The sequence below is a fragment of the Mucilaginibacter sp. AK015 genome, assembly GCF_014200785.1.
Taxonomy (GTDB): Bacteria; Bacteroidota; Bacteroidia; order Sphingobacteriales; family Sphingobacteriaceae; genus Mucilaginibacter.
Genome location: NZ_JACHCV010000002.1, coordinates 638,680 through 662,510 on the forward strand (window position 1 = coordinate 638,680; position 23,831 = coordinate 662,510).

A 23,831-nucleotide genomic window follows, 5' to 3' on the forward strand; every position below is an offset into this window, starting at 1 on the left:
ATGAATATTGTTAGTGTAAATTTAGTGTTAGTCGCGTATGTAAGGATAATCCTGTTGCACGTACACATCAGTATATAGCTCTGATGCTTCCGGCCACGGCGATTCTTCAGAGAATTTCACGGCCTCGTCTACCTGCGCCTTAACTTTTGCCTCTATTTCTTCAAACCATTTATCATCAGCATAACCTTCTTTTTGTATCGTTAGCTTTACAGTTTCAATGGGGTCTTTTGATTTGTAGCTTTCCAGTTCCTCTTTGGTACGATACTTCTGCGGGTCGCTCATCGAGTGCCCTTTGTAGCGATAAGTACGCATTTCCAGGAAGGTTGGCCCCTCTCCGCGGCGCGCGCGCGATACGGCCTCGTCCATGGCGTTATGCACCGCCACCGGGTCCATACCATCAACCGGCGATGAGGGGATACCGTAAGGAAGACCCAATTTGTAAATATCAGTTTGAATAGTAGTACGCTCAACCGATGTACCCATGGCGTATCCGTTGTTTTCGCAAACAAAAATTACCGGCAATTTCCATAGCGCTGCCATGTTAAAGGTTTCGGTTAACGCACCCTGGCGCACGGCGCCATCGCCCATGTAGGTAATATTTACATTATCGGTGCCTTTGTACTTTTCGGCAAAGGCTATACCTGCGCCCATAGGTATCTGGCCGCCTACAATACCATGCCCCCCATAAAAATGGTTTTCTTTATCAAACATGTGCATAGAACCGCCTTTGCCCTTTGAGCATCCGGTGGCCTTACCATACATTTCGGCCATTACGGCGTTAGGGTGTGTACCTTTTGCCAAAGCATGCGCGTGATCGCGATAAGCGGTTATCAGGCTGTCCTCGTGGCGTATAACAGACATGGCGCCGGCTAATACCGCTTCCTGCCCAATATACAAGTGACAAAATCCGCGTATCTTTTGCTGACCATATAACTGGCCGGTCTTTTCTTCAAACTTACGCATCAGGAGCATAGACTCGTACCACATCAGGTAGGTGTCTTTAGTTATTTCGATTGAACTCATTTATTAAAAACAAATTTCTATGAGAAAGTGCAAATCTAATTATATCCTGCAAATAACCGAAACTGCAACCAATTTGTTATGAATATTTGTTTAAAGCCGTCGTACGGGTTTGTGATGCATGCATAGCATTTTTATAAAAAGCGAAATATCATTTGGATGCAGCTTAACTAAGGATATTTATATGCGGGCAAAACACTGCTAATCCGCAATTTTCTTTTCGCACAAATTCTCAAATAATAATGTAATATGGGCTAATATTTGACCCTATTTACCATTTTGCTACAGTTTTTAATTGATACAGTTAAGTTTATTTCCCAATCCGCATTGCCTTTAGTATACAGCGACCGCACCACCCGCAGCCATCGAAAAATAATTTCACCGGTAGAAATATCAACGCATTTTTTTTATTTAAGCGATACAATAATTAACAATGGTTAAAAAAATTATCTGAATCGTTAGGAAAAAATTTATCGCTTTTAATTTGGTAATTTAAATATATTGGATAGTTTTGTATTCACAATAGACATAAACGTCCAGTTTAATATACATTTGTTGTCCTAATTACAACAACTTAATAGATTAAATGAAGAAAATTACAATTGCTATTGCATTATTCCTGAGTGTTTTAAGCGCACAAGCTCAAACAAAAACTGTTCCAAGCCAGGCTGCAGAAAATGCAGAACAAGAGAGCTTAGCAAAAGATTATCTTTCGCAAATTATGGGCGTCGCGGTTTCGGCGACCTCTAACATGAAACTTTTTCACTTTGTTTATGATTGGATAGGCACTCCTTACCGTTTTGGCGGCAGTTCAAAAAAAGGGATCGACTGTTCGGCGTTTACCAAGCAATTATACAGCGACGTATTTAACCTGACTATCCGCCGTAATTCGCGCGATATCTTCAGTATGGTTAACCCGGTTAGCAAGGACGACCTTAAAGAGGGCGATCTGGTATTCTTTAAAATTCACAGCCGCAGCATATCACATGTGGGCATTTACCTGGGTAATAACAGGTTTGCACATGCATCATCGCGTGGTGTTGCCATAAGCAGTTTAGACGATGCTTACTACAGCCGTTACTTTTACAAAGGCGGCCGGTTATTAGAGTCATTTAAAAATGAACTTTCATCGTCAGTTGCTGATGATGAACCTGCCAACTAAATAAACCTAAATTAATATCCCTGATCCTTTCACTAACCATGAAAGGATTTTTTTGTTATGAAAACCCGGTTTATACAATGCTTTTTAATATTAATTATAGCGGCTTGCACTCGTCCCCCGTCGGGCAGCCCTGTCATTAAAAAACCGGTTGCAAAAGCACAGCCGTCAGCCGCCGTCGCACCGCCCGATGCTATAAATATAGCCGCAGTTGGTGATATTATGCTGGGCTCATCATACCCCGATAGCAGCTGCCTGCCTCCCGATAGCGCAAAAAACAGTTTTAAATACGCACTAAAAGACCTGCGCGAAGCCGACCTGGCGTTTGGCAACCTGGAAGGGGTACTGTTGGATACCGGCGCACCCGTTGGGTATAAATTACGATTTAAGCATAAGGGTTATCTTTTTAGAATGCCCGCCAAGTTCGGCAATGTGTTAAAGGATGCCGGCTTTGATATTTTAAGCGTTGGCAACAACCACTCAAACGATTTTGATGTGGCGGGCCGCAAAAGCACTCTTAAAGTTTTAGATAGCCTGGGCATACATACCGCCGGCTTTAAATCCCATCCGTCAAAAACCTTTATCGTAAATGGTGTTAAATATGGTTTTTGCGCGTTCTCGCCAAATGGGCAAACGGTTTCGCTATTGCAAACGGCCAGGGCAAAAAAACTTATAGCCGGACTTAAATCCAAAGTTGATATTGTTATCGTATCGTTTCATGGAGGCGGCGAAGGCATTGATTACGAGCACGTGCCCGATTCGGCCGAGATATTTAAAGGAGAAAACCGCGGCAACCTGCGCGCATTTACACATGCTGCAGTTGACGCGGGTGCCGATGTGGTTTTTGGCAATGGGCCCCACGTGGCCCGTGCAATGGAGTTATATAAAAACCGCCTTATAGCTTACAGCTTAGGCAACTTTGTAACTTACAAAGGCGTAAGCATAAGCGGGATTTGCGGTATAGCGCCGTTACTTAAGGTCAGCATCAATAAACAGGGCGAGTTTTTAAACGGACAAATAGTATCGTATAAACAAAGCCATCAAACAGGCCTGCGGCTTGACACACTTAATCTTGCGGCACAACGCATAATGGCCCTCACCCTAGCCGACTTTAGACAACCCGGCTTAAAAATTTCTCCATCCGGCAAAATCACGCCGTCAACTGCCAATTAAGCTTCGTCCTTGGTATTGCGTACCAGACTCACCCCGGTAAAAAAGAATATAACAGATATTAACCCCACAACAGTTAACGTTGTTGCCGAGCCGCTATGCTGTATTATTTGAATACCGGTATAAATTAATCCTACTATACCTAATACCGTAAGTATAGCTCCAAAAGTACGTTTTAAGTTCATTTTTCTTTATTAGTTATGGTTAACAACTATTCATTAACCACTTTACCACCGGTTTGTTTCAAATATACATGCCTGTAAAAAAGCAACATATATCATAAAACTGTAAATTAGCCGCTGTAAACGTACAATTTTCATAAAACGTACGTTTATATCTCTGTAAGTGCCTCGCATTTACATTGTGATAAGGTTTAGGTTGAAAGTCCCCGGGCAGCGAGTGCCTGGGGCTTTTGTTTTTATGGCTTTAGCTATTTAAGTTTTACAAAATGAATGACATCAAAGCAAAGCTGCACGCGCTGTGCGTTTCGTATGTAACAAACCGTATGCAGGCCGCCCAACAGGCAATAGCCGAAGCCCAGCAGGCGCAAAGTGACGATACCAAAAGCAGCGCAGGCGACAAATATGAAACCGGCCGGGAAATGGCACAGCAGGAAACGAACCGAAATTTGGCGCAGTTGGACGAGGCTAACAAGCTAATGGTAGCGTTAAATACCATTGCTTTAAACAGCACATCGCAAAAGGCAGAAACCGGCAGCGTGATCTGCACTAATAACGGAAACTTTTACCTGGCCATAAGCGCGGGTACATTAACGGTAGATGGCAGCGATTATATTGCTGTATCGCCGGCATCGCCTATAGGCCACAGGCTAAAAGATAAAAAGCCCGGTGATGAGTTTATTTTGAATGAAAAAACTTATCAAATACAGCACATTTTTTAATTTTTATGCCCGCGATTTGCACACAGATAGAAAATAAAAAATATAGTTTAACAAATTATTGTACAATTGATTGATTTCTATTCTATATTTGGTGTAAACAAATAAAATGACAGCTAACAACTGATCATTACTAAACTAATTTTTTGATGAACATATTCGTAGGAAGCCTTCCGTACTCATTAGAGGAAGCAGATTTACAAGAGCTTTTTGAAGCTTATGGTGAAGTAAGCACCGTTAAAATTATTATTGACAGAGAATCCGGCAGAAGCAAAGGTTTTGGATTTGTTGAAATGCCGGATGATGAAGCAGCACAAAAAGCTATCTCGGGCTTAAACGGATCAGAAGTTAGCGGCCGCTCTATAGCTGTTAGCCAGGCTGAAGACAAAAAGCCAGGTGAGCGCAGAGGCGGCGGTGGCTTTGGTGGCGGCAACCGTGGTGGCGGCGGCGGCTATTCAAGAGATAATAACAGAGGTGGCGGCGGCTACTCAAAAGATAACAGAGGTGGCGGCGGCAGCCGTTGGTAATCTGTAAAAATTACTAAAAAGCAAAGCACTGTATTAACGGTGTTTTGCTTTGATTTTGTTAACACGCTTTCATGAAAATTGTTAGCGTGCTTTTTATTGCCTTTTTTTAAGGTATGGCCTTGTCATCAGGCTTGCATGCCGGCGCCGGTAGCTATAAGCAACCAGGCTTTAGATCATCGGCTATAAATTGTTTTGGTTTGATGGCCCGGATTAAGGGGCTTTGATACTTTTTATTATTTTTGTCAAAAAAACTATAACCAATGAGCGAACTCATTAAGAAACAAGTAACTGATGCAAAAGCTTTAATGGATAAAGCGATTGCCCACGCAGATAGCGAATTATTAAAGATACGCGCAGGCAAAGCCAACCCATCCATGTTAGACGATGTGCATGTAGATTATTATGGCACTCCTACCCCGCTAAGCCAGGTAGGCAGCGTAAATACTCCGGATGCGCGTACTATTGTTGTACAGCCATGGGAAAAAAACCTGCTACCGGCCATAGAAAAAGCTATTAAAGAGGCCAACCTGGGTGTTAACCCACAAAACGATGGTGTGATTATCCGCATCAATGTACCGCCGTTAACAGAAGAGCGCCGCCGCGAACTGGTTAAAAAAGCAAAAGGCGAAGCCGAGAATGGTAAAATAGCTATCCGCAACATCCGCAAAGATGCCAACGAAAAGATAAAAAAACTGAAAACAGAAGGTGTTTCTGAAGATGAGATTAAAGTTGGCGAAGCCGAAGTACAAAAACTAACCGATGCCTACATCGTTAAGGTCGACCAGCTATCAGAAGCTAAAGAAAAAGATATCATGACGGTTTAATTTAAACCTGTTGAAATATTAAAAGGGATGGCCGAGAGGTGCATCCCTTTTTTGTTGGCTTGCAGGGACGCAATACCTTTGCGTCTTTTACAGTCAATACGCGGCGCGAAGTAGAGGCAAGAGCACAGCATCCCTGCGATGTGTCGGGCTGCTTTTATTAACCCAATTGTCAAATTAAAGGGAATGAGGTATTTAGCCATTCCCTTTTTTATATTTTTGCCCCATACTATGAATATATTACTATCCTATTTATCCAAGCACCGCTGGGTTGTGGTGCTGGCGCTGTTCCTGGCCGCCATGAACATCGGCTTTTCGTTGTTAGACCCGTATATCACCGGCCGTATTGTAGATAATTTCATTGAAAAATACAAAGTGCTTAGCCACAGCGAATACCTGTATGGTGTGCTTAAGCTTGTGGGCATGGCGGTCGGCGTGGCAATGGTATCGCGCATAGCCAAAAACTTTCAGGATTATTTTACCAATATCATTACCCAAAAGGTTGGTGCCGCTATGTATGCCGATGGCTTAAAGCACTCGCTTGAGTTACCTTACCAGGTATTTGAAGATCAGCGCAGCGGCGAAACCCTGGGCATACTGCAAAAAGTGCGTTTAGATTGCGAGAAGTTCATTACCTCATTTATCAGCATACTGTTTGTAAGTTTGATTGGTATGGTGTTCGTCATCGTTTATTCGGCCACGGTAAGCTACCAGGTTACTTTGGTTTATTTTGCAGCTATACCGGTTATTACCTTTGTAAGCATGGCCATGAGCCGCCGTATAAAACGCATTCAAAAAAATATTGTGGCCGAAACTACGGCACTGGCCGGCTCCACAACCGAATCGTTGCGGAACATTGAGCTGATAAAAAGCCTTGGGCTGGCCAAACAGGAAATAAAGCGCCTTAATACCACCACCTACAAAATACTGGACCTGGAACTGAAGAAGGTAAAATACGTACGCAGCATGAGCTTTGTACAAGGCACCACTGTAAACTTTGTACGCAGCGTTATGGTGGTAATATTGCTGCTGCTGATTTTTAAGGAAACTATCTCCCCCGGGCAATATTTCAGCTTTTTGTTTTATTCTTTCTTTTTATTTAACCCTTTACAAGAGCTGGGCAATGTTATTTTAAGCTGGCGCGAGGCCGAAGTATCATTAAACAACTTTAAAAATATCCTGAATACCCCGATAGATAAAAAACCCGAAAAGCCTGTTCTTTTAGAAAAGGTGAGCACTCTTACGTTCAGCGATGTAAGCTTTAAGCACTTAACGGCCAACCGCAACGCGCTTAACAATATCAGCTTTAAAACAACTACCGGCCAAACCATCGCCTTTGTAGGGCCATCGGGTTCGGGTAAAACTACGCTGGTAAAATTGCTGGTTGGTTTATACCAGCCATTGCAGGGCGATATCATGTATAATAATATACCAAGCAAGGATATAGACCTTGACCAGCTACGCGAAAAGATTGGTTTTGTAACCCAGGATACCCAACTTTTCTCAGGCACCATTCGCGAAAACCTGCTGTTTGTTAACCCGACCGCTACGGATGAGGAATGTATGAACGTATTGCAGCGCGCGGCCTGCCAAACCCTGCTTGCGCGGGCGGATAAAGGGCTTGATACTGTTATCGGCGAAGGTGGCGTAAAGGTTTCGGGCGGCGAAAAGCAACGTTTATCTATCGCTCGTGCCTTACTGCGCAAACCCGACCTGCTGGTATTTGACGAGGCCACCTCATCGCTGGACTCCATCACCGAGGAGGAGATAACCGACACCATCCGCGATGTATCGGTATTAAACGACCACATCACCATATTGATAGCCCACCGGTTATCTACCATTATGCATGCCGATTGCATATATGTGCTGGAGAAGGGCCATATCATCGAATCGGGCAAACACTTCGACCTGATAGACCAAAAAGGCCTTTACTACGCCATGTGGCGCCAGCAAATCGGCGAGAAGCATACGGTGGATGCGTAGGTATCATCACACCCACGCGTCATTGCGAAGTACGAAGCAATCTCTTTAAGCTATTCCTTTAATCAAGGTGTATAACCGCCCCAAAGAGATTGCCACGCTACGCTCGCAATGACGGATTATAATCAAAGTGGGCTGCCGGAATTCGGCAGCCCACTTTTGCATTTCGTCTTGCCGAATTTATTTCGGCATCTCTCGGGATAATAAAGTATGCAAATCTTTATGTTCAACGTGAGGGGGCTGAAACAAGTTCAGCATGACTATTATCTTTACTTTACCAGCGTACCAATCGGTTCGCCTTTGGCAATTTTCATGAAGTTGCCTTCTTTGTTCATGTCAAAAACGATGATAGGTAACTTGTTTTCCTGGCAAAGGGTAATAGCGGTCATGTCCATTACGTTAAGGCCTTTATCATACACCTCCTGGAAGCTTATCTCGTCGTACCGGGTTGCGGATGCATCTTTTTCCGGGTCGGCTGTGTAAATGCCATCCACACGAGTACCTTTTAGTACAACGTCGGCTTTTATCTCTATAGCGCGCAATGATGCCGCGGTATCGGTAGTAAAATATGGGTTACCGGTACCGGCGCCAAATATCACTATTTTACCGCACTCCAAATGGTGCATAGCACGGCGGCGTATGTAAGGTTCGCAGATCTGCTCCATCTTAATAGCCGACTGCAGGCGGGTTTCTACACCAATACTTTCTAAAGCGTTTTGCAGGGCCATACAATTAATCACGGTGGCCAGCATGCCCATATAATCAGCTTGCGCGCGCTCCATCCCGCTTTTTTCGGCGCTGAGTCCTCTAAAAATGTTGCCGCCGCCAACTACAACGGCAATCTCGATGCCCTGGTCTTTTACAGCTTTTATATCATGCGCGTATTGCAGCACCTGGGCGTTATCAATACCGTACTGGCGTTCGCCCATCAGGGATTCGCCGCTAAGCTTTAGTAGAACTCTTTTGTATTTCATTTATAAAGGAAGATTTATCAAAAATAGATAATAAATGGTATTGTTAAAATTTTATGTGGTTGGTGTTAAATAATCGCCCTGTATTATGGTAGCCAGAGTTTGGTACTGTTCATTAAATATGATCAGGTCGGCATCGAAGCCGGCTTCAATCTTACCCTTAGTTCTTTTTGATGCCAGTTGGGCGGGGTAAAGCGCTGCCATGTTAACCGCCTCGGCAAGGTCGATACCTACACGCTCGACACAGTTTTGCACCGCCTTAAGCACGGTAAGACTGGAACCTGAAAGCGTACCATCGGGCATTACATACTTATCGCCTTCTAACCTGTGCTGGTAAGTACCTTCGGTAGCCGCGGTAACCGCATCAGTTATCAAAAATAATTTATTGCCCAGTTCTCGCTTGGCCAAACGTATCATGGGCCAATCCACATGATTGCCGTCGGCAACGATGCTGGTATATGGTTTTTCCTCAAATATAGCGGGAATGTAGCCCGGTTCGCGGTGGTGCATTTGCGGCATCGCGTTAAACAGATGCGTAACCGCTGGTATTGGTTTATTTAAAAACCCCTTACCTTGTTCGTACGTAGCGTTGCTGTGCCCCGATGAAATAATTACACCCTGGGCATGCAGGTAATCTATTACATCCTGATCCTGCAATTCGGGGGCTATGGTCATCATGGTGATAACGCCCTCAGCTCGTTCTATCCAGCCTTTAACTTCCGCAAGTGTTGCCTTTTTAATAAGACCGGCCGGGTGCGCCCCTCTTTTAGCAGCATTCAGGTACGGACCCTCCAGGTGTACGCCCCAAAAATTACCCCTTGCGGTTTTTCGGTACTCTTTAGCGGCTGCTATGCCTTTTTCAACAATATCATTGGTGTTGGTGCCGATGGTTGCAAAGAATCCCGTAGTGCCCTGGTTAAGCAGGTCATCCTCCATACGCTTTAAAGCTGCCATTTCGGGCTTGCCGGCAAATAATTTACCGCCGCTGCCATATATCTGCAGATCAATAAAACCCGGGGCAAGATATGCGCCGTTCAGGTTTCTCTTTTCGACACCTGCAGGTATACCTGTTTCATCAACAATAGCCTTGATCTGGCTGCCTTCAATTAAAACGGCTTTGCCTGCGGCGATGCTACCATCCGAAATTAGGGTGAGGTTATGAAGTGCTGTTATCATAGTGTCGCGTATTTAACAGGTTACGTCATTGCGAGGAACGAAGCAATCTCTACAATAGAAGGTCAATCATGCAAATCGTTCAGCACAGTTCTGAGATTGCTTCGTCCCTTGCAATGACGCGTGGTTAAGAAATCTCAGGGCAAAAAAAATCCCCTCGTTAATAACGAGGGGATAATATAATTAAGCTCCTAAAGCTACCCGCTTAAAAGCGGTAACGGTTAGGCCTTTATCAACCGTATCTAAGAACTGGGCAACAGTTTTAGATGAGTCTTTCACAAACTCCTGGTTTAATAAAGTTGAATCTTTGTAGAATTTGTTAAGCTTGCCTGCAGCAATTTTTTCAACCATTGCTTCCGGTTTGCCTTCGGCACGGATCTGGTCTTTTGCAATTTCCATTTCGCGCTCAATGGTGGTGGCGTCAACGCCATCTTTATCAATAGCAACAGGGTTCATGGCCGCAATTTGCATAGCAACGTCTTTACCTGCTTCGTCAGCACCATCAACAGCCTTGCTTAAACCAACCAGCACGGCTAAACGGTAGTTACCATGTATATAGGCAACAACCTTATCGCCTTCAATAACTTCGTATTTAGAAACACCTATCTTCTCACCTATTTTACCGGTTTTGTCGATAACTGCATCGCCAATTTTAACACGTGCATTTTCAACGTCAATTTCCAGGTTGTAAAGTTCTTCGATAGAAGCCGGCTTAGCCTGTACTGCTGCGTTTGCTATTTCGTTACCAAAGGCAACAAACTCAGCGTTTTTGGCCACAAAATCTGTTTCGCAGTTAAGCTCGATGATAACACCGGTCTTAAAATCTTCAGAAGTACGTGCTATAACAACACCTTCGTTTGATTCGCGGTCCTGGCGGCTGGCAGCAACCTTAGCGCCTTTTTTCCTTAAAAAATCAATAGCAGCTTCAAAATCGCCGTTGGTTTCAGTTAAAGCTTTTTTGCAATCCATCATGCCCGCACCTGTTTGCTGGCGCAGTTTATTTACATCTGATGCAGATATTTGTACTGTAGACATTTTTTTAGTTTTTAAAAAGTTGAAAGTAAAAAGTTGAAAGTAAAAAGCCATAAGTAATACCTACAACTTTTAACCTTCAACTTTAAACTCGTTGTATTATTCTTCTGTTGAATCAGCAGCAGGGGCTTCAGTTTCAGTAGCAGCTTCGGCTGTTACTTCTGCAGTCCTTTTACGTTTGCCACCTTCAGAGCGGTCAGCTACTTCAGGCGCGTCAGCTTTTGCTTTAGCAGCAGCTGCTTCTTTTTCAGTTTCGTCTTCTTTCTCGCGTTTGCGCTCATCTAAACCTTCTTCGATAGCTTTGATGATAATACCGGTGATCAATGAAATTGATTTGGTAGCATCGTCGTTCGCCGGGATAGGGAAATCGATGTTAGATGGGTCAGAGTTGGTATCAACCATCGCAAATGTTGGTATGTTAAGCTTTAAAGCTTCAGATACCGCGATGTGCTCTTTCTTCACGTCGATCAGGAACAATGCAGCCGGTAAACGGTTAAGATCCGAAATACCACCTAACAAGGTTTCTAATTTAATGCGCTCGCGCTGTATCATCAAACGTTCTTTTTTCGACAGGTTGCTGTAAGTACCGTCCTTGGTCAATTTATCGATGTTCGACATCTTTTTGATCGACTTACGTACGGTAGCAAAGTTGGTTAACATACCACCCAACCAACGCTCGGTGATGTACGGCATGTTTACGCTTTTTGCATGTTCAGCTACAATATCCTTCGCTTGTTTCTTTGTTGCAACGAATAATACCTTACGGCCTGATTTTACAATTTGTTTGATAGCTGAAGCAGCTTCTTCAACCTTTGATAAGGTTTTATTTAAATCTATAATGTGGATACCGTTACGCTCCATGAAAATGTACTGTGACATTTTCGGGTCCCATTTGCGGGTAAGGTGACCAAAGTGTACACCTGCATCCAGTAAATCCTGATATGTTGTTCTTGCCATTGTTTGTGTCCTCCTTAAATTATCGTTTACTGAATTGGAATTTCTTACGTGCTTTCTTGCGTCCTGGTTTTTTACGCTCAACCATACGGTCGTCACGTGTCATTAAACCTTTAGCGCGCAATGCCGGTTTCTTTTCCGGGTCCAGTTCAACAATAGCTTTCGCGATGGCTAAACGAACGGCTTCTGCCTGGCCTTTTACACCACCACCTGCAACGTTTACTTTCACATCAAATTTACCGGCCGAGCCAGAAACTTCTGTTGATTGCATAACGATATATTGTAATGGTAAGGTAGGGAAGTACTCTTTGTAATCTTTACCGTTAACGGTAATGGCACCATTGCCTTCGCTCAGATAGATGCGGGCAACAGCGGTTTTTCTTCTGCCTGAGGTGTTAGTTGTTGGCATTTTCTTTTCTCCTTGTGATTAAAAATTAAACGGTTTTTGGATTTTGAGCGGCATGAGGATGCTCTGCACCTGCGTAAACATGCAGGTTACCATAAATAGCACGGCCTAAACGGTTTTTAGGTAACATACCACGTACGGCTTTCTCTATCACACGCTCAGGATGCTTTGCCATTAACTCTTTTGGAGAAATGAAACGCTGACCACCCGGATAACCGGTGTACGAAACATATTGCTTGGTGGCAAATTTGTCTCCTGTCAGTTTAACCTTGTCTGCATTAATAACAATTACGTTATCTCCGCAGTCTACGTGTGGGGTGAACCCTGGCTTGTGTTTACCTCTGATCATCATCGCGATCTTAGTACACAAGCGCCCCAAAATCTCATTGTTTGCATCAACAATAACCCATTCTTTATTAACGGTTTTCTTGTTGGCTGAGACAGTTTTGTAACTTAACGTATTCACTTGCTTTTAATTAAATTTATTAAACGTATACTTTACCCCGTATTTACGGGACTGCAAAGATAGGCTTAATTGTTTAATTAACAAATGGTTTTTGTGGAATTATTGATGGTATGGTGAGTGGTTAGATCGGTTGATTAGGTGAGTGGTTAGGACGAGTTGATAACAGTGTTATGGTAAACGGCGAAATAAAAATAGTTGTTGACGTAAGATCATAATTTATGAGAACCACTCACAACTTATTCAATCACCATTCACTATAATGGCGTTGCCTGCGGCCCGGGCTTTACGCTCATACGCCTTCAGGCTTTAGGCACAGGCCGGTATCCGCTGCAATCCCTAACGCGGGTTAAATGCGAAAGAGACGCGAGGTATCGCGTCTCTACAGCCACCGTCATTGCGAGGTACGAAGCAATCTCCTGATAGACACGCGATATGCAAAGCATTCACGCATAGTTTTGAGATTGCTTCGTACCTCGCAATGACGGGTTGGTGGTCTTATCTCTTCTCCACCCTATCATAAAACCCGCCGAAGCTGTTCATCTTTACGGCATCCTCCGCAAAAAAATCACCGGGGAAGCCTAATTCTATCTTGCTGGCTTCATCCAGTTTGGCTATATGTTCAGAGCTTAAGGTAACGTCTATAGTTTTCAGGTTATCTTTTAATTGATCTACTTTGGTAGCGCCCACGATAGGAATGCAGCTGAAACCTTTGCTCATGGTCCATTGCAGGGCAACGTGGCTTTCGGATACCCCAAGCTCCTGCGCTATTTCCATTACCACGCGGGTTATCTTCTCTGCGCGGGCATCAAGGCGTTTACTGTCGGGCTTTATGCGGCCTTTGTCGCCTTTTAAATATTTGCCGGTTAGCGCGCCGCCGGCCAATGGCGCCCAGGGGGTAACTGTCATGCCGAAGTGTTTGGCCATCGGTATCAGTTCGCGCTCGGCAGTACGGGCCAGCAGGCTGTACTCTACCTGAAGGGCGATGAACTGGCTCCAGCCCATTAGCTCGGCAAGGGTGTTGCCTTTGGCTACTACCCATGCGGGCGTATCGCTTATAGCGGCGTATGTAACCTTACCTTGTTTAATCAGGTCGTCCATGGCGCGCATTACTTCGTCAATGGGGGTTATATCATCCCATATGTGCAGGTAAAGCACATCAATAAAGTCGGTTTTTAATCTTTTAAGGCTCTCCTCCACGCTGCGCATCATATTTTTACGGTTGTTGCCGCTGGCGTTGGGGTTAGTGGTATTATCCTTTAAGGTGTATTTAGTGGCCAGTACAAAGTAGTCGCGGTCCTGGTTGGCCAGGTAATCGCCGATAATTTTTTCGCTGGTGCCCAGTTTGTATATGTTGGCCGTATCCAGAAAGTTGCCTCCCGCGTTAGCGTAGGCATCCATTATTTCAAAACTGGTTGCGGCGTCTGCACCCCAGCCGCCTTCGGTGCCAAAACCCATGGTACCTAAACAAAGCTCGGATACCTTTAGACCCGAGCGGCCCAATAATTTATATTTCATGATGGTAGTTTTATAATGAACGTTTTAAACAAAACTGCGGTTTTAAAAGCTCAAATAAAAATGCCGGGGAAACAATAGGGTAAGCTGATTGTAATATATTAAACGCACGCCCATGAAAATTATCAATACCGATACCCCGATAAATGCCAGTGACTACGCTGATTTTTTGCGGCAAAAACTACTACCCCTGTTTAAGGAGCGGCGCCAGGTGGAGCTTACCTTTAACATTGTAAATACCGACGACAGCATTGAGATACAAAATACCGATATCTACGACGGCTTTTTATTCCGGTTTGAATTTAAAGGGAATGAGGTAGATGTTATCAAATCTGAGCATTATACTGATGATGTAAATGTGCTCACGTTAGAGGATATACTAAATAACCTGTATATGGAATTCCCCGGAAGGGACAATATCAGTTTAATTGAAGAAGGCTCTTAAAAAGAGCCTTCCGTATTTATATCCTATCCGTATATCCAGCTGAACTTATATTCCAGCATAGGGTTTTTCATACGTTCGGCTACGCGTAATAGCCGTGCCGGCAGGTTCATGATGTAATCGCGAGCTTTTTCGCCGTCTTCTTTCAGGTCGCTAACGCTCTCGATGTGCCAATCCTCAATCAATTCTTTTAATATATCTACGTAATCAATAGCGGTATATATACCCAGGCGTTCGGCGGCATCGGTAAAATGACCGAAGGTTTGCCCGATCTTTAAACCAATTTCGCGAAGGAAGTGCGCCGGCATCACAATTTTTTTACGCATCATATCTTCAAAAGCAAGCATAGCTTCGTTAGGGTCAACCTCAAATATTTTGCTGATGAAGTATTTATATGCCTTGGCGTGGCGAGCCTCGTCGCCGGCAATAACACCGCACATTTTAGATAACAACGTATCACCATCCTTTTTTGCCTGCGATGCAACCCTGCGGTGCGATACGTTGGTGGCCAGCTCCTGGAACGACGTATAAATAAAGTTACGGTATGGGTCGTGGCCGGTACCTATATCAAATCCATCCGCAATTAAATAATGGGTAGAAACCTCCATGGCCCGCATATTCACCCGGCCGCTCAGGTATAAATATTTATTCAGCAGATCGCCGTGGCGGTTCTCTTCGGCCGTCCATAAGCGGGTCCACTTCATCCAGCCGCCTTCTTCGTTATCTGACACCCCCTCAACCATGGTTAACCACGATTCGTAGGTGGGCAGTGCTTCTTCGGTAATCGTATCGCCAATTAATACGGCAACAAGATCGTACGACAAGCCACGGGCGCTTTCCTGCATTTCTTTAATTTCGCTGAAAAACGTATCCCTTGAAGCATCAGGTAAAAAATCTGATGGCTGCCATATTGTATCAATGGGTTTTAAGTACTCGTTCATCTTTTCGAGCATGAACTTTTCTATGTGCCCCATTACCTCCTTACGTTTTTCTTCGTAAAATTTCATAGTCCTTTATTAGTATGCAAAGTTAGTAATTTAATGCCAATATATTATTTCACTATTTTATAGTCAACACCTGTTCATGCACGCCACAAAGTTCTTGATAGCGGGCGGGCCGTTAAATAAAATGAGACTTAAGATAAGGGCATCCCCGGCAAAGTGTGCCATACGGCTAACTCATAACTATGGTTAAAGTTTGACGCCCTGAAAATTAAAGTGCCCTTTTATCTACCTTCCCTATTGGTGGCTCATTGTATATTCCGAAAAAACTTTTCAGCGCTTTGCTGTTTATGCCCCGGGGCTATAGTAAGCCGCCGATCATTATTTCGGGCGTTTCGGTTAGGTAATAATTATCATTAAGGTAGCCGTAGTGGTAATCAATTATTAACTTTAACCCATACTTATCACATTGTTTCAAAACTTCATCAATATGTGCAAATACTTTCTCATAAGGTATATGAGCAGCCCTGAAATATACAAATGCAACCGGCAGCGTTACGTTTTTAAACCACAATGCCTTAATTAATACAATGCTGTTGTTTTTTATGGGCTTTATACTTAAAACACCTTTATTTCACGTTTGCGCTAACCACGGTATGCAACTCCCGTTTTCCGGGCTATTTGCGCGTGTAAACGCTATTTACTGCGAGATTACAGGTATTGGAGTGTTTTTTGCGTTAATGCCCTGCATAATTACTATAATAATAGGCAGCTTTGTGGGCAGCTTTAAAATTCCATTTTTAGTTACCGTGTTTTTCAATATATTAACCGTACAAAAGGCTGGGATTATTTTATATTATACTTAAGGACACAAAATGTTTGTTCAAATTTCAAAAGAGGAATATAAAAAGGAGATATCCAAAAGGGCATGGTATCAAACCAATAATATAATCTGGACAATTATATTTCTATATCCTATTTTCAGCATTATCGATTTCATTTACGCCAATAGCATTTGGCTGCAGTTTTTTATCGTAAGAATAATCACCGTGCTTGTTATATACGGCTTGTATAGTTTTTTTCAGGCCCGCAAGTATAATTACCGAACTTTGCTGCACATTTGCTTCTTTTTACTATCGGCTACCTGTGCTGTTTTATGTAATGTGGTCAATATACAGCAGCAAACAACCTATTACTTAATTTTTGCTACCATTATATTGTTTTTTAACCTGCAGGTTTTCTGGGAGCCCATCAACTCTATTGCTCAAACTTTGCTTGCCTTGCTGCTGCTTGCCGTTTGCTACAACATTTTGAGCGATTATTCTGTAGACCTGGTGATAAACAGCGGTGGCCAGATATTTTTCATCATCGCGTTTATATCCTGCCTTATCCCCAACGCCCGCTATAAGGTTATAGCGCGCGATGTACGCTCGCAGATACTCATCGAAAAATCGAACGAGCAGCTAAAGGAGCAAAACCACAACATTAACGAAAAAAATAATATTATAGACCGCCAATACGAACAGTTACGCAAGTTGGACGATCAAAAGAACAGCTTTATTAACATAGCGGGCCACGATCTTAAAAACCTTATCGGCTCTATTATCATGAGCAATAATATGTTAAGGGAAGAAGATTACCGCCTTAGTGCCGACCAAAAAGAATACACCGGCTACATTGCAGAATCGGCTGAAAAAATGCAGTACATGCTTAACAAGCTAATGGATGTTAAAGAGATCGAATCGCCTGAGATGAAATTTAACATGGAGATCTTTGATATCAACGCCGAGGTTACGCATGTGTTTAAGGGCCTGCTCGAAACTGCCCACATGAAAAACATACACCTTACCGATAATATTTTAAAGCTACCCCTTAACGTAAAGCTTGATAAGGTTTTTGTAGGCCAGGTATTTCAAAACCTGCTATCCAACGCCATTAAGTTTTCGCAAACAAACAACAACATTAAAGTAGTTACCAGTTTGCAGCGCCAAAAGTTTGTTTTTGAAATTATTGACGAAGGGGTTGCCATTGGCCAGGACGAATTGGATATGATGTTTAATAAGCTAAAAACGCTTAACGATGCATCGGGCACCATGGAAAGCAGGTTGGGCCTGGGCTTATCAATTGCCAAACTAATGACAAAAGAACTCGGCGGCGACTTAATTTACCGCAGCGACGATAACGGAAATTATTTTAGAGTAGAATTTTACGTAATAAACTAACGCTTATAACCTAATGAACAGATTTTTTACCTTCCTGGCATTTATATTTCTTAGCACTGCTTCGTTCGGGCAATCCATTTTGTCGTTCAAAGCATTGGGCCATGCCGATGACGAGCCCATATTTGGTATGAGCGGGGCTACTTCATTCTATTTTAAAATAACGCCACAGTATGAAATAAGCGGGAGTAAGCTGGTTATTTATTTTGAACCATCGCAGGCGCTGATACGCGACAGGTCGTACATCAACCTTTTCCTTGGTTCAAAACCGGTATATAGCGGCCGTTTAACAAAAGATTCCGTTCAAAAAATAATGCTAAACCTTACCCCTGCGGATGTTTCGGCCGACAGGTATCTGAAGATAACCGTAAAAACCCTTTTAACCATTACTGACGACCAATGCCGCGACCTTGACAACCCCGCTATGTGGCTAAAGGTTAAAAACTACTCGTACCTGTCGTTGGTAAAAAGCAATAAAAACTTTTTTAACAACATAAACATCAGCAATTGCTTCGACTCAAAAACGGCTATAGTTTATAACAGCAACCCAACCCTTCACGATCTTAAAGCGGTTGCATGGGCTTATTCGAGGTTAAAGAAAACGCAAACAAAAACAATTAATGTATTTGAGCTAAGCAAATTACCCGATACGGTACGTAACTATATTATGGTAGGCACAATGCCTACGCTGCGCGCCGATAAGCGCGCGTTGGTAAAAGTAACCCCACAGGCCAACCAGGGGCTGTTGTATTTGCATAAATCTGTGTCGACAGTAACCGATACGGTAACCCGCATGGTTGACCTGGGCGGCAAGTTTATGGAGGTAAAATCAGTATCGCAGGAGGTTGTGCCTACCGAAATATTGTTTGTTACGGGTGGCGATGATACCGGCTACGAAAAAACCATTACCGCCCTGGGTAATATGAACGTGCTGAATTCAACCTTTGGCGATTACCTGCTGGTTAACAAGGCGCAAAACACCTTTTTTAAAACCATTGATGAAAACCGCTCTAAACTATCGCTGAAACAAATTGGCGGTGTAAGCGATTTCTTGTCGGGGATAGGTTCGTTAAAAAGTTCTTTCAATTTTAAAAACAGCGATTTTAGCTTTACGCCTAAAGAGGTTGAAATACGCATTGTAGCCAATTACAGCAGCCTTAACCCGGGCGACCGCGGTTTCTTTAATATTTACCTGAACGGTTTACTGCTGAGCAGCGAAAAGCTGGACGCCTCGGGCAAATTAAACACATCGGTAACCATTAACCGCTACCAGCATCATAAATATAACACCCTTGAGGCCGAGTTTAGGTTTTATCCTAACAATGGTAACTGTAAAAACAGCTTCACCAATTTCTTTGCCGAAATTGACGTGGATAAATCGTACCTGGAATCAAAAAACCCCTTTATTACCAGCGACCTGAGCTTTTACCAATACCCCGAGGCATTTAATAGTGGCACAACACGCATAGTGGTATCAAAAAAGTTTGCTAAATATGCTGCCGGCGCCATGGGCGAAATTATTTACGAACTGAATAACAATATCAACGCAAATAACTTCCCCGAGTTTTTGTACTCTGAGGACGTGATCGCCAATCAATCGGAACTAAAGAAAAACAATATTATAGCGTTGCTGGCTAAAGACGACCCCCTGTTCACCAGGAATGAATTCCCTGACGCGCCTATTAAATTCGATCGCAACTTCAGGCTTTATAATACCGATAATAATACCATTGTCTATTCCCTGTCTGATACCACATCAAACGGGCTGGCCCAGATATTTTACGGCCGAAGCAACAACGCAACCCTTGTGTTAACCGCAACCGGCACACACCTGGCCGAGGCGTTTTTATCGGCATCCAAATCTATTACCGAGCAGCTGTCAACCCTCAGCAGCAACGTTTGTATATCTGATGTTAACAATAATAAGTACCTGTTTAATATAAACAAATCAAGCGAAAACCTGGAGTATATTGATACAAAAAGCGCCCTTACCCGCTTTTGGGACAATTACAACCTGTATATCTTACTAGGTATACTGGTGCTTATCCTGTTGTCGTTCCTTTACATACGTTCGCGGGTACAAAAATCGCAGGATCTGTTTAACGATTAACCCGCAACCTCAAAAATTTAACTGATATTAATTCATGAGGATACCAATTCCCGAATTATTAACTAATGATGGCTTTATTACAGCAGGCGAACGCGAGGAGATTGAACAACATTCAATGGAATCGGGCTTATCCTTCATTAAAATTGCCTTAACTTCGGGATATATATCGCGCAAGAACTACGACAGATCGTTACTTAACGCGGGGTACACCATAAGCGAACACCCGCGGGAGGAAGCGTATGATAGTGAAGTTTTAAACAAAATCGACCTTAATTTCGCACACGACAGGCTGGCTATCCCCCTGCGCATCCAAAACAACAAAGTGGTTTGCCTTATGGCCTCGCCGGACGACCCCCTGTTTTTGGATTATATAAGATTCACCTACGATCGCGAAGCCGAGGTGATCATAGCGTCCGACCTGGATATAACCTGGTTAAGCAATAAGCTATTAGGCGAAAAGTATATCAAGTCGTCGGTGTTCGAACTCATGAAACGCGACCCGGACAACTCGGCCATTGTAACGTTCTCTACCGCGCAGCTCATCTTTATTTTTATAATCATTGGCCTGGTTACTATTGGGCTGGTTATAAGCTTTAAAAACACATCTATAATTGTTAACGTTATCATCAGTTCGTTCTTTTTGGTAGCTATTATTTTTAAGCTGTTCCTGGCGCTGGTAGGCTCCCGTTTCGAACTTCACCAGGCGGTTACCCGCGACGACCTGAAGCAGGTTAAGGAAAGTGAACTGCCCGTTTATACCATATTGCTGCCCGTTTACAAAGAGGATAAACTGATAAAAAAGCTAATATGGAACCTGCAGTCAATTGATTACCCGCGCCATAAGCTGGATATTAAGCTGCTGATAGAAGAGGATGATGACAAAACTTTTAACGCTGTAAAGAACCTTGACTTCCCGGCCGTATTTGAGGTGATAGTGGTGCCTTTTCATATGCCTAAAACCAAACCAAAGGCCTGCAATTACGGGCTGCACTTTGCGCGCGGCAAATACCTCACTATCTACGACGCCGAGGATATACCCGATACCGACCAGTTAAAAAAAGTGGTAGCGCTTTTTAACAAACTACCGTGGGATTATATTTGTGTACAAAGCGCTCTAAACTACTTTAACCGCAACGAGAACTTCCTTACCAGGATGTTCACCCTCGAATACTCGTATTGGTTTGATTATATGCTTCCTGGACTCGATACATTGGATATACCTATCCCTCTGGGCGGTACAAGCAATCACTTTAAGCTTAACGAACTGGTAGAACTGGGTGCCTGGGACCCCTTTAATGTAACCGAGGACGCCGACCTGGGCGTGAGGGCTTACGCCAAGGGTTATAAAATAGCTATCATTAACTCCACCACCTACGAAGAAGCCAATAACGAGCCATTTAACTGGATACGCCAGCGCAGCCGTTGGATAAAAGGCTACATGCAAACCTATCTGGTACACATGCGGCACCCTGTTGAGCTATGGAAAGAAATTGGCTGGCGCGGATTTTTAGGCTTTAACTTTTTTATAGGCGCAACACCGGTAACTTTTTTAGTATACCCGCTAATGCTGGCCTTTTTTATATGCTATGTAGTGTTTGATCTTTCGAGCATACGCACTCTTTTTCCCGACTGGGTTTTATTTATGTCGATATTTAACCTGATGGTAGGCAATATCCTGATGATATATGTGAATATGATAGCGGTATTTAAACGCCGCTATTACGAGTTGATACTGTTTGCCATAGCCAACCCTATTTATTGGCTAATGCACTCAATAGCTGCATATAAAGGATTGTACCAATTGGTAACCAAGCCTTTTTACTGGGAAAAAACCAATCACGGGTTAAGTAAGGTTAATAGCCCCGTAAACGTTGTAAAATAATGAAGTTAACAGGTACTATATATTTGGCCATACTTACCCTGTTGCTGGTAATTTACTACCTGGTATGCGGCATTTATTTAAACAACCTGAACTACTATAACCACGAGTCGTTATTTTATATCGAAAAAGCGAAAATAGTTTTTGAGGGTTTGGGCAACCGTTTAAAAGTAATGGGCTTAACCACGCCCATGATACCTTTTTACACCACTTTTATATTTACTATTTTCAGTAACACGCTTGCGCCCGTATTGGCCTCGGCAATTGGCACCGGCGTGTTGTTTTACATTATTGCAAGCACGGTGGCAAAACGCCTTAACGATGAAGGTTATATCTGGCTGCTGCTGGTAATTTTTTTGCTTCATCCCGGCATTATTTACACCGCCGCATCCGGCAAAAGCATTTATCTTATCTTAATATTCTTCTTCCTGTTTTTTCTAAACCTGTTTAAATTCTACCGGTCAAATACTACATTCCACGTGTCAATTGCAAGTATTTGCCTGGTGATGCTCATTTTTTGCGATTATAAATTTATTTGGTTAACCCTGTTCTTTTTGCCCCTGGTGTTATCCATTACCCTGCATAGCTTAAACCTGGGCGAGCAGGAATCTATCTTCCGTCTATTTTTAAGCTTCAACAGCCCATCATTAAGGCGCAAGCTAATCAACAAAACATTTGCGCTGTATATTATTTTATTTAGCCTGCCGCTGGTAGCTGTGTTATGCTACAAGTTGCTTAACCTTACCCATGCCAATGATCTTAATTACTTTGCCGAAAGCCCCTATGCTACCTGGAATGTATTAATAGATAAGTTAAGCTTTGACCAGCAAACCACCAATACGAATTATAAGATCCCAGAAATTTCTGTTCTTCTGTCAGCAAGGGTTGTGCTTTTCTGCCCCATGATACTTATTGCCATGTATCTGTTCAGAGAGAGCACCTACCAGGTTTTAACCATCCTGATCCCTTTTGCATTTATCGAGTTTCTGCACATTAAATACGATAAAGTATTTTTGGCGTACCAGTATTACATGATATTTTTAATATTGGCTTATTTGTGCGTTATATTTAAAGCACATACCGTAAAAGACCAAAAAAACTTTAAAATTTTATTGGCTTTTACGGTTGTTTTTCAGCTATACTTTGGCTGGTACTACCTAAACACCTCTTCGATACCCGAAGAACAGAACTTTGTAAAAGTACTTTTTAACCGCGAGGAGGATGACAAGCAACAGGATAATATCGATGTTGCAAATTATCTGAACAGCCTTCCTTCAGATTCGCACGTGTTGGTAGATGATGCTATTGCTTATGGCGTAATAGCCTTTACAAACGATATAAAGCCCCTTATAATGCCTTACGAAAGCAATTTTTTAAGCGCGTTGGAATCGCCGGATAAATATGCAGACTATGTAGTTGTGGCCACTGCTAAAAACGTGGTATCGGGGTATACGCAACTTAATAACAAGTATATTGTTACCATAAGCCAAACCATACCGGATATAAACTTCCGTAAGGTTTTTGAAACAAACGACTGGGTGGTATACCGCATCATCACCAACGGAAGCGAGCCTTTTTAACACACACAACCTACGCGTTACTTAGCGCGCAGCTTGTGTGATTTGATATGGCCGCTAATGGCTCACAACATTTGCAAGTTCGCTTACATCAGTTTTTAACTTTTTGGCGCCCTTATGCTTCTCTTTCAGATAATCTTGCGCATGCTCCTTCAATTCGGCTGCCTCGGCCTCTATATCGGCTTTACGTTTTATATACAGATATACAATCGCACCTGCAAAAATTGCCCCAAGCGCCAAACCTGCTACTAATTTACCGCTGCTGCTATCGTGTTTTTTAAATGGATTTTTCATAGTATATGTTTTTATAAAGCAACACACCGCTCCCGATTTGGTTCTGTTTTATTTAAAATACAATGCAGGCATGTATACTTCGCCCTTAACAATTCCAATATTTTAAATGGTGACAGTACCCTGTCAGTAGTTAAAAACGGAAGTAACTGATAATGAAGCGTTCATGAGTGTTCACGGTGTGAACGTGCGCCGAACGTGAACGCTTTTTCAGATGTGCAGGTTCCAGATGTGCAGATGTGCAGATTTCAGATGTGCAGATGACTATGGACTATCGACC

Annotated in this window: 23 protein-coding genes; 11 read left to right on the top strand and 12 right to left on the bottom strand. The window is 43.0% G+C overall.

What is annotated here, in order from left to right:
- Positions 1-27: 27 nt before the first annotated feature.
- A complete protein-coding gene (gene pdhA, locus HDC91_RS12165; RefSeq protein WP_162429732.1) occupies positions 28-1,023 on the bottom strand; it encodes a pyruvate dehydrogenase (acetyl-transferring) E1 component subunit alpha in 996 nt (331 codons plus the stop codon).
- Between the two features lie 583 nt (positions 1,024-1,606).
- On the opposite strand from pdhA, the gene HDC91_RS12170 reads away from it, so the two are divergent.
- Positions 1,607-2,182, top strand: coding sequence for a C40 family peptidase (locus tag HDC91_RS12170; protein WP_183552492.1), 576 nt, complete (start codon positions 1,607-1,609; stop codon positions 2,180-2,182).
- Between the two features lie 57 nt (positions 2,183-2,239).
- A complete protein-coding gene (locus HDC91_RS12175; RefSeq protein WP_183552494.1) occupies positions 2,240-3,352 on the top strand; it encodes a CapA family protein in 1,113 nt (370 codons plus the stop codon).
- Here the strand turns inward: HDC91_RS12175 and HDC91_RS12180 are convergent.
- Positions 3,349-3,534, bottom strand: coding sequence for a hypothetical protein (locus tag HDC91_RS12180; protein ID WP_162429735.1), 186 nt, complete (start codon positions 3,532-3,534; stop codon positions 3,349-3,351). The two genes, HDC91_RS12175 and HDC91_RS12180, sit on opposite strands and share 4 nt — an antisense overlap.
- A 263-nt stretch (positions 3,535-3,797) precedes the next feature.
- Here HDC91_RS12180 and HDC91_RS12185 point away from each other — a divergent pair, with 263 nt between their 5' ends.
- The 4 genes from HDC91_RS12185 to HDC91_RS12200 all read left to right on the top strand — a co-directional run bounded on the left by HDC91_RS12185 (position 3,798) and on the right by HDC91_RS12200 (position 7,581).
- Positions 3,798-4,250, top strand: a complete 453-nt coding sequence (locus tag HDC91_RS12185) for a 3-oxoacyl-ACP synthase (protein WP_183552496.1) — start codon at positions 3,798-3,800, stop codon at positions 4,248-4,250.
- Positions 4,251-4,396: 146 nt separating this feature from the next.
- Positions 4,397-4,774 carry an RNA-binding protein gene (locus HDC91_RS12190; RefSeq protein WP_183552498.1) on the top strand — a complete coding sequence of 126 codons (378 nt, stop codon included), beginning with the start codon at positions 4,397-4,399 and terminating at the stop codon, positions 4,772-4,774.
- Between the two features lie 260 nt (positions 4,775-5,034).
- Positions 5,035-5,598, top strand: a complete 564-nt coding sequence (gene frr, locus HDC91_RS12195; RefSeq protein WP_183552500.1) for a ribosome recycling factor — start codon at positions 5,035-5,037, stop codon at positions 5,596-5,598.
- 228 nt (positions 5,599-5,826) lie between these two features.
- On the top strand, positions 5,827-7,581 hold the full coding sequence (locus HDC91_RS12200) for an ABC transporter ATP-binding protein (RefSeq protein ID WP_183552502.1): 1,755 nt from the start codon (positions 5,827-5,829) through the stop codon (positions 7,579-7,581).
- Between the two features lie 266 nt (positions 7,582-7,847).
- On the opposite strand, the gene pyrH is transcribed toward HDC91_RS12200, so the two are convergent.
- From pyrH to HDC91_RS12235, 7 genes are all read right to left on the bottom strand, one after another.
- The gene (gene pyrH / locus HDC91_RS12205) at positions 7,848-8,552 is read right to left on the bottom strand and encodes a UMP kinase (protein WP_183552504.1); all 705 of its coding nucleotides are present in this window, start codon (positions 8,550-8,552) and stop codon (positions 7,848-7,850) included.
- A 51-nt stretch (positions 8,553-8,603) separates the two neighbouring features.
- Positions 8,604-9,725 carry an N-acetylglucosamine-6-phosphate deacetylase gene (nagA, locus tag HDC91_RS12210; RefSeq protein WP_183552506.1) on the bottom strand — a complete coding sequence of 374 codons (1,122 nt, stop codon included), beginning with the start codon at positions 9,723-9,725 and terminating at the stop codon, positions 8,604-8,606.
- Positions 9,726-9,905: 180 nt separating this feature from the next.
- The gene (gene tsf, locus HDC91_RS12215; protein WP_162429742.1) at positions 9,906-10,757 is read right to left on the bottom strand and encodes a translation elongation factor Ts; all 852 of its coding nucleotides are present in this window, start codon (positions 10,755-10,757) and stop codon (positions 9,906-9,908) included.
- A 96-nt stretch (positions 10,758-10,853) separates the two neighbouring features.
- The gene (gene rpsB, locus HDC91_RS12220) at positions 10,854-11,711 is read right to left on the bottom strand and encodes a 30S ribosomal protein S2 (RefSeq protein ID WP_162429743.1); all 858 of its coding nucleotides are present in this window, start codon (positions 11,709-11,711) and stop codon (positions 10,854-10,856) included.
- 19 nt (positions 11,712-11,730) lie between these two features.
- On the bottom strand, positions 11,731-12,117 hold the full coding sequence (gene rpsI, locus HDC91_RS12225) for a 30S ribosomal protein S9 (RefSeq protein WP_162429744.1): 387 nt from the start codon (positions 12,115-12,117) through the stop codon (positions 11,731-11,733).
- A 25-nt stretch (positions 12,118-12,142) separates the two neighbouring features.
- A complete protein-coding gene (gene rplM / locus HDC91_RS12230) occupies positions 12,143-12,580 on the bottom strand; it encodes a 50S ribosomal protein L13 (RefSeq protein ID WP_183552508.1) in 438 nt (145 codons plus the stop codon).
- 495 nt (positions 12,581-13,075) lie between these two features.
- Positions 13,076-14,095 carry an aldo/keto reductase gene (locus tag HDC91_RS12235; protein ID WP_183552510.1) on the bottom strand — a complete coding sequence of 340 codons (1,020 nt, stop codon included), beginning with the start codon at positions 14,093-14,095 and terminating at the stop codon, positions 13,076-13,078.
- Positions 14,096-14,207: 112 nt separating this feature from the next.
- Between HDC91_RS12235 and HDC91_RS12240 the strand changes: the two genes are divergently transcribed.
- Entirely contained in the window at positions 14,208-14,537 is a 330-nt protein-coding gene (locus tag HDC91_RS12240; RefSeq protein WP_183552511.1) for a hypothetical protein, read from the top strand.
- A 23-nt stretch (positions 14,538-14,560) separates the two neighbouring features.
- On the opposite strand, the gene HDC91_RS12245 is transcribed toward HDC91_RS12240, so the two are convergent.
- Together HDC91_RS12245 and HDC91_RS12250 are read right to left on the bottom strand one after the other, a co-directional pair.
- Positions 14,561-15,541 carry an acyl-ACP desaturase gene (locus HDC91_RS12245; protein WP_162429748.1) on the bottom strand — a complete coding sequence of 327 codons (981 nt, stop codon included), beginning with the start codon at positions 15,539-15,541 and terminating at the stop codon, positions 14,561-14,563.
- Between the two features lie 295 nt (positions 15,542-15,836).
- Positions 15,837-16,049, bottom strand: coding sequence for a hypothetical protein (locus HDC91_RS12250; RefSeq protein ID WP_183552513.1), 213 nt, complete (start codon positions 16,047-16,049; stop codon positions 15,837-15,839).
- Between the two features lie 301 nt (positions 16,050-16,350).
- Here HDC91_RS12250 and HDC91_RS12255 point away from each other — a divergent pair, with 301 nt between their 5' ends.
- Genes HDC91_RS12255 through HDC91_RS12270 form a run of 4 tightly spaced genes read left to right on the top strand, consistent with a single transcriptional unit; the run spans position 16,351 to position 23,263 of the window.
- Complete coding sequence (locus tag HDC91_RS12255) at positions 16,351-17,697, top strand: sensor histidine kinase KdpD (RefSeq protein ID WP_183552515.1); 1,347 nt, start codon at positions 16,351-16,353, stop codon at positions 17,695-17,697.
- Between the two features lie 13 nt (positions 17,698-17,710).
- On the top strand, positions 17,711-19,804 hold the full coding sequence (locus HDC91_RS12260) for a cellulose biosynthesis cyclic di-GMP-binding regulatory protein BcsB (protein WP_162429750.1): 2,094 nt from the start codon (positions 17,711-17,713) through the stop codon (positions 19,802-19,804).
- Between the two features lie 34 nt (positions 19,805-19,838).
- Positions 19,839-21,686 carry a glycosyltransferase gene (locus HDC91_RS12265; RefSeq protein ID WP_183552517.1) on the top strand — a complete coding sequence of 616 codons (1,848 nt, stop codon included), beginning with the start codon at positions 19,839-19,841 and terminating at the stop codon, positions 21,684-21,686.
- Positions 21,686-23,263 carry a hypothetical protein gene (locus tag HDC91_RS12270; RefSeq protein WP_183552519.1) on the top strand — a complete coding sequence of 526 codons (1,578 nt, stop codon included), beginning with the start codon at positions 21,686-21,688 and terminating at the stop codon, positions 23,261-23,263. The genes HDC91_RS12265 and HDC91_RS12270 overlap by 1 nt, the downstream gene beginning before the upstream one ends.
- Positions 23,264-23,317: 54 nt before the next feature.
- Here HDC91_RS12270 and HDC91_RS12275 read toward each other — a convergent pair whose 3' ends face one another.
- A complete protein-coding gene (locus HDC91_RS12275; RefSeq protein ID WP_162429753.1) occupies positions 23,318-23,554 on the bottom strand; it encodes a hypothetical protein in 237 nt (78 codons plus the stop codon).
- Positions 23,555-23,831: the final 277 nt, after the last annotated feature.

Bases quoted from the DNA above. Each gene is read 5' to 3' on its own strand.
- tsf (WP_162429742.1), bottom strand. From the start codon at position 10,757: ATGTCTACAGTACAAATATCTGCATCAGATGTAAATAAACTGCGCCAG.
- pdhA (WP_162429732.1), bottom strand. From the start codon at position 1,023: ATGAGTTCAATCGAAATAACTAAAGACACCTACCTGATGTGGTACGAG.
- HDC91_RS12275 (WP_162429753.1), bottom strand. From the start codon at position 23,554: ATGAAAAATCCATTTAAAAAACACGATAGCAGCAGCGGTAAATTAGTA.
- HDC91_RS12265 (WP_183552517.1), top strand. From the start codon at position 19,839: ATGAGGATACCAATTCCCGAATTATTAACTAATGATGGCTTTATTACA.
- rpsB (WP_162429743.1), bottom strand. From the start codon at position 11,711: ATGGCAAGAACAACATATCAGGATTTACTGGATGCAGGTGTACACTTT.
- HDC91_RS12175 (WP_183552494.1), top strand. From the start codon at position 2,240: ATGAAAACCCGGTTTATACAATGCTTTTTAATATTAATTATAGCGGCT.
- HDC91_RS12170 (WP_183552492.1), top strand. From the start codon at position 1,607: ATGAAGAAAATTACAATTGCTATTGCATTATTCCTGAGTGTTTTAAGC.
- HDC91_RS12180 (WP_162429735.1), bottom strand. From the start codon at position 3,534: ATGAACTTAAAACGTACTTTTGGAGCTATACTTACGGTATTAGGTATA.
- HDC91_RS12185 (WP_183552496.1), top strand. From the start codon at position 3,798: ATGAATGACATCAAAGCAAAGCTGCACGCGCTGTGCGTTTCGTATGTA.
- HDC91_RS12240 (WP_183552511.1), top strand. From the start codon at position 14,208: ATGAAAATTATCAATACCGATACCCCGATAAATGCCAGTGACTACGCT.
- HDC91_RS12260 (WP_162429750.1), top strand. From the start codon at position 17,711: ATGAACAGATTTTTTACCTTCCTGGCATTTATATTTCTTAGCACTGCT.
- HDC91_RS12255 (WP_183552515.1), top strand. From the start codon at position 16,351: ATGTTTGTTCAAATTTCAAAAGAGGAATATAAAAAGGAGATATCCAAA.
- HDC91_RS12245 (WP_162429748.1), bottom strand. From the start codon at position 15,541: ATGAAATTTTACGAAGAAAAACGTAAGGAGGTAATGGGGCACATAGAA.
- HDC91_RS12190 (WP_183552498.1), top strand. From the start codon at position 4,397: ATGAACATATTCGTAGGAAGCCTTCCGTACTCATTAGAGGAAGCAGAT.
- nagA (WP_183552506.1), bottom strand. From the start codon at position 9,725: ATGATAACAGCACTTCATAACCTCACCCTAATTTCGGATGGTAGCATC.
- pyrH (WP_183552504.1), bottom strand. From the start codon at position 8,552: ATGAAATACAAAAGAGTTCTACTAAAGCTTAGCGGCGAATCCCTGATG.
- rpsI (WP_162429744.1), bottom strand. From the start codon at position 12,117: ATGCCAACAACTAACACCTCAGGCAGAAGAAAAACCGCTGTTGCCCGC.
- HDC91_RS12270 (WP_183552519.1), top strand. From the start codon at position 21,686: ATGAAGTTAACAGGTACTATATATTTGGCCATACTTACCCTGTTGCTG.
- HDC91_RS12200 (WP_183552502.1), top strand. From the start codon at position 5,827: ATGAATATATTACTATCCTATTTATCCAAGCACCGCTGGGTTGTGGTG.
- frr (WP_183552500.1), top strand. From the start codon at position 5,035: ATGAGCGAACTCATTAAGAAACAAGTAACTGATGCAAAAGCTTTAATG.
- HDC91_RS12235 (WP_183552510.1), bottom strand. From the start codon at position 14,095: ATGAAATATAAATTATTGGGCCGCTCGGGTCTAAAGGTATCCGAGCTT.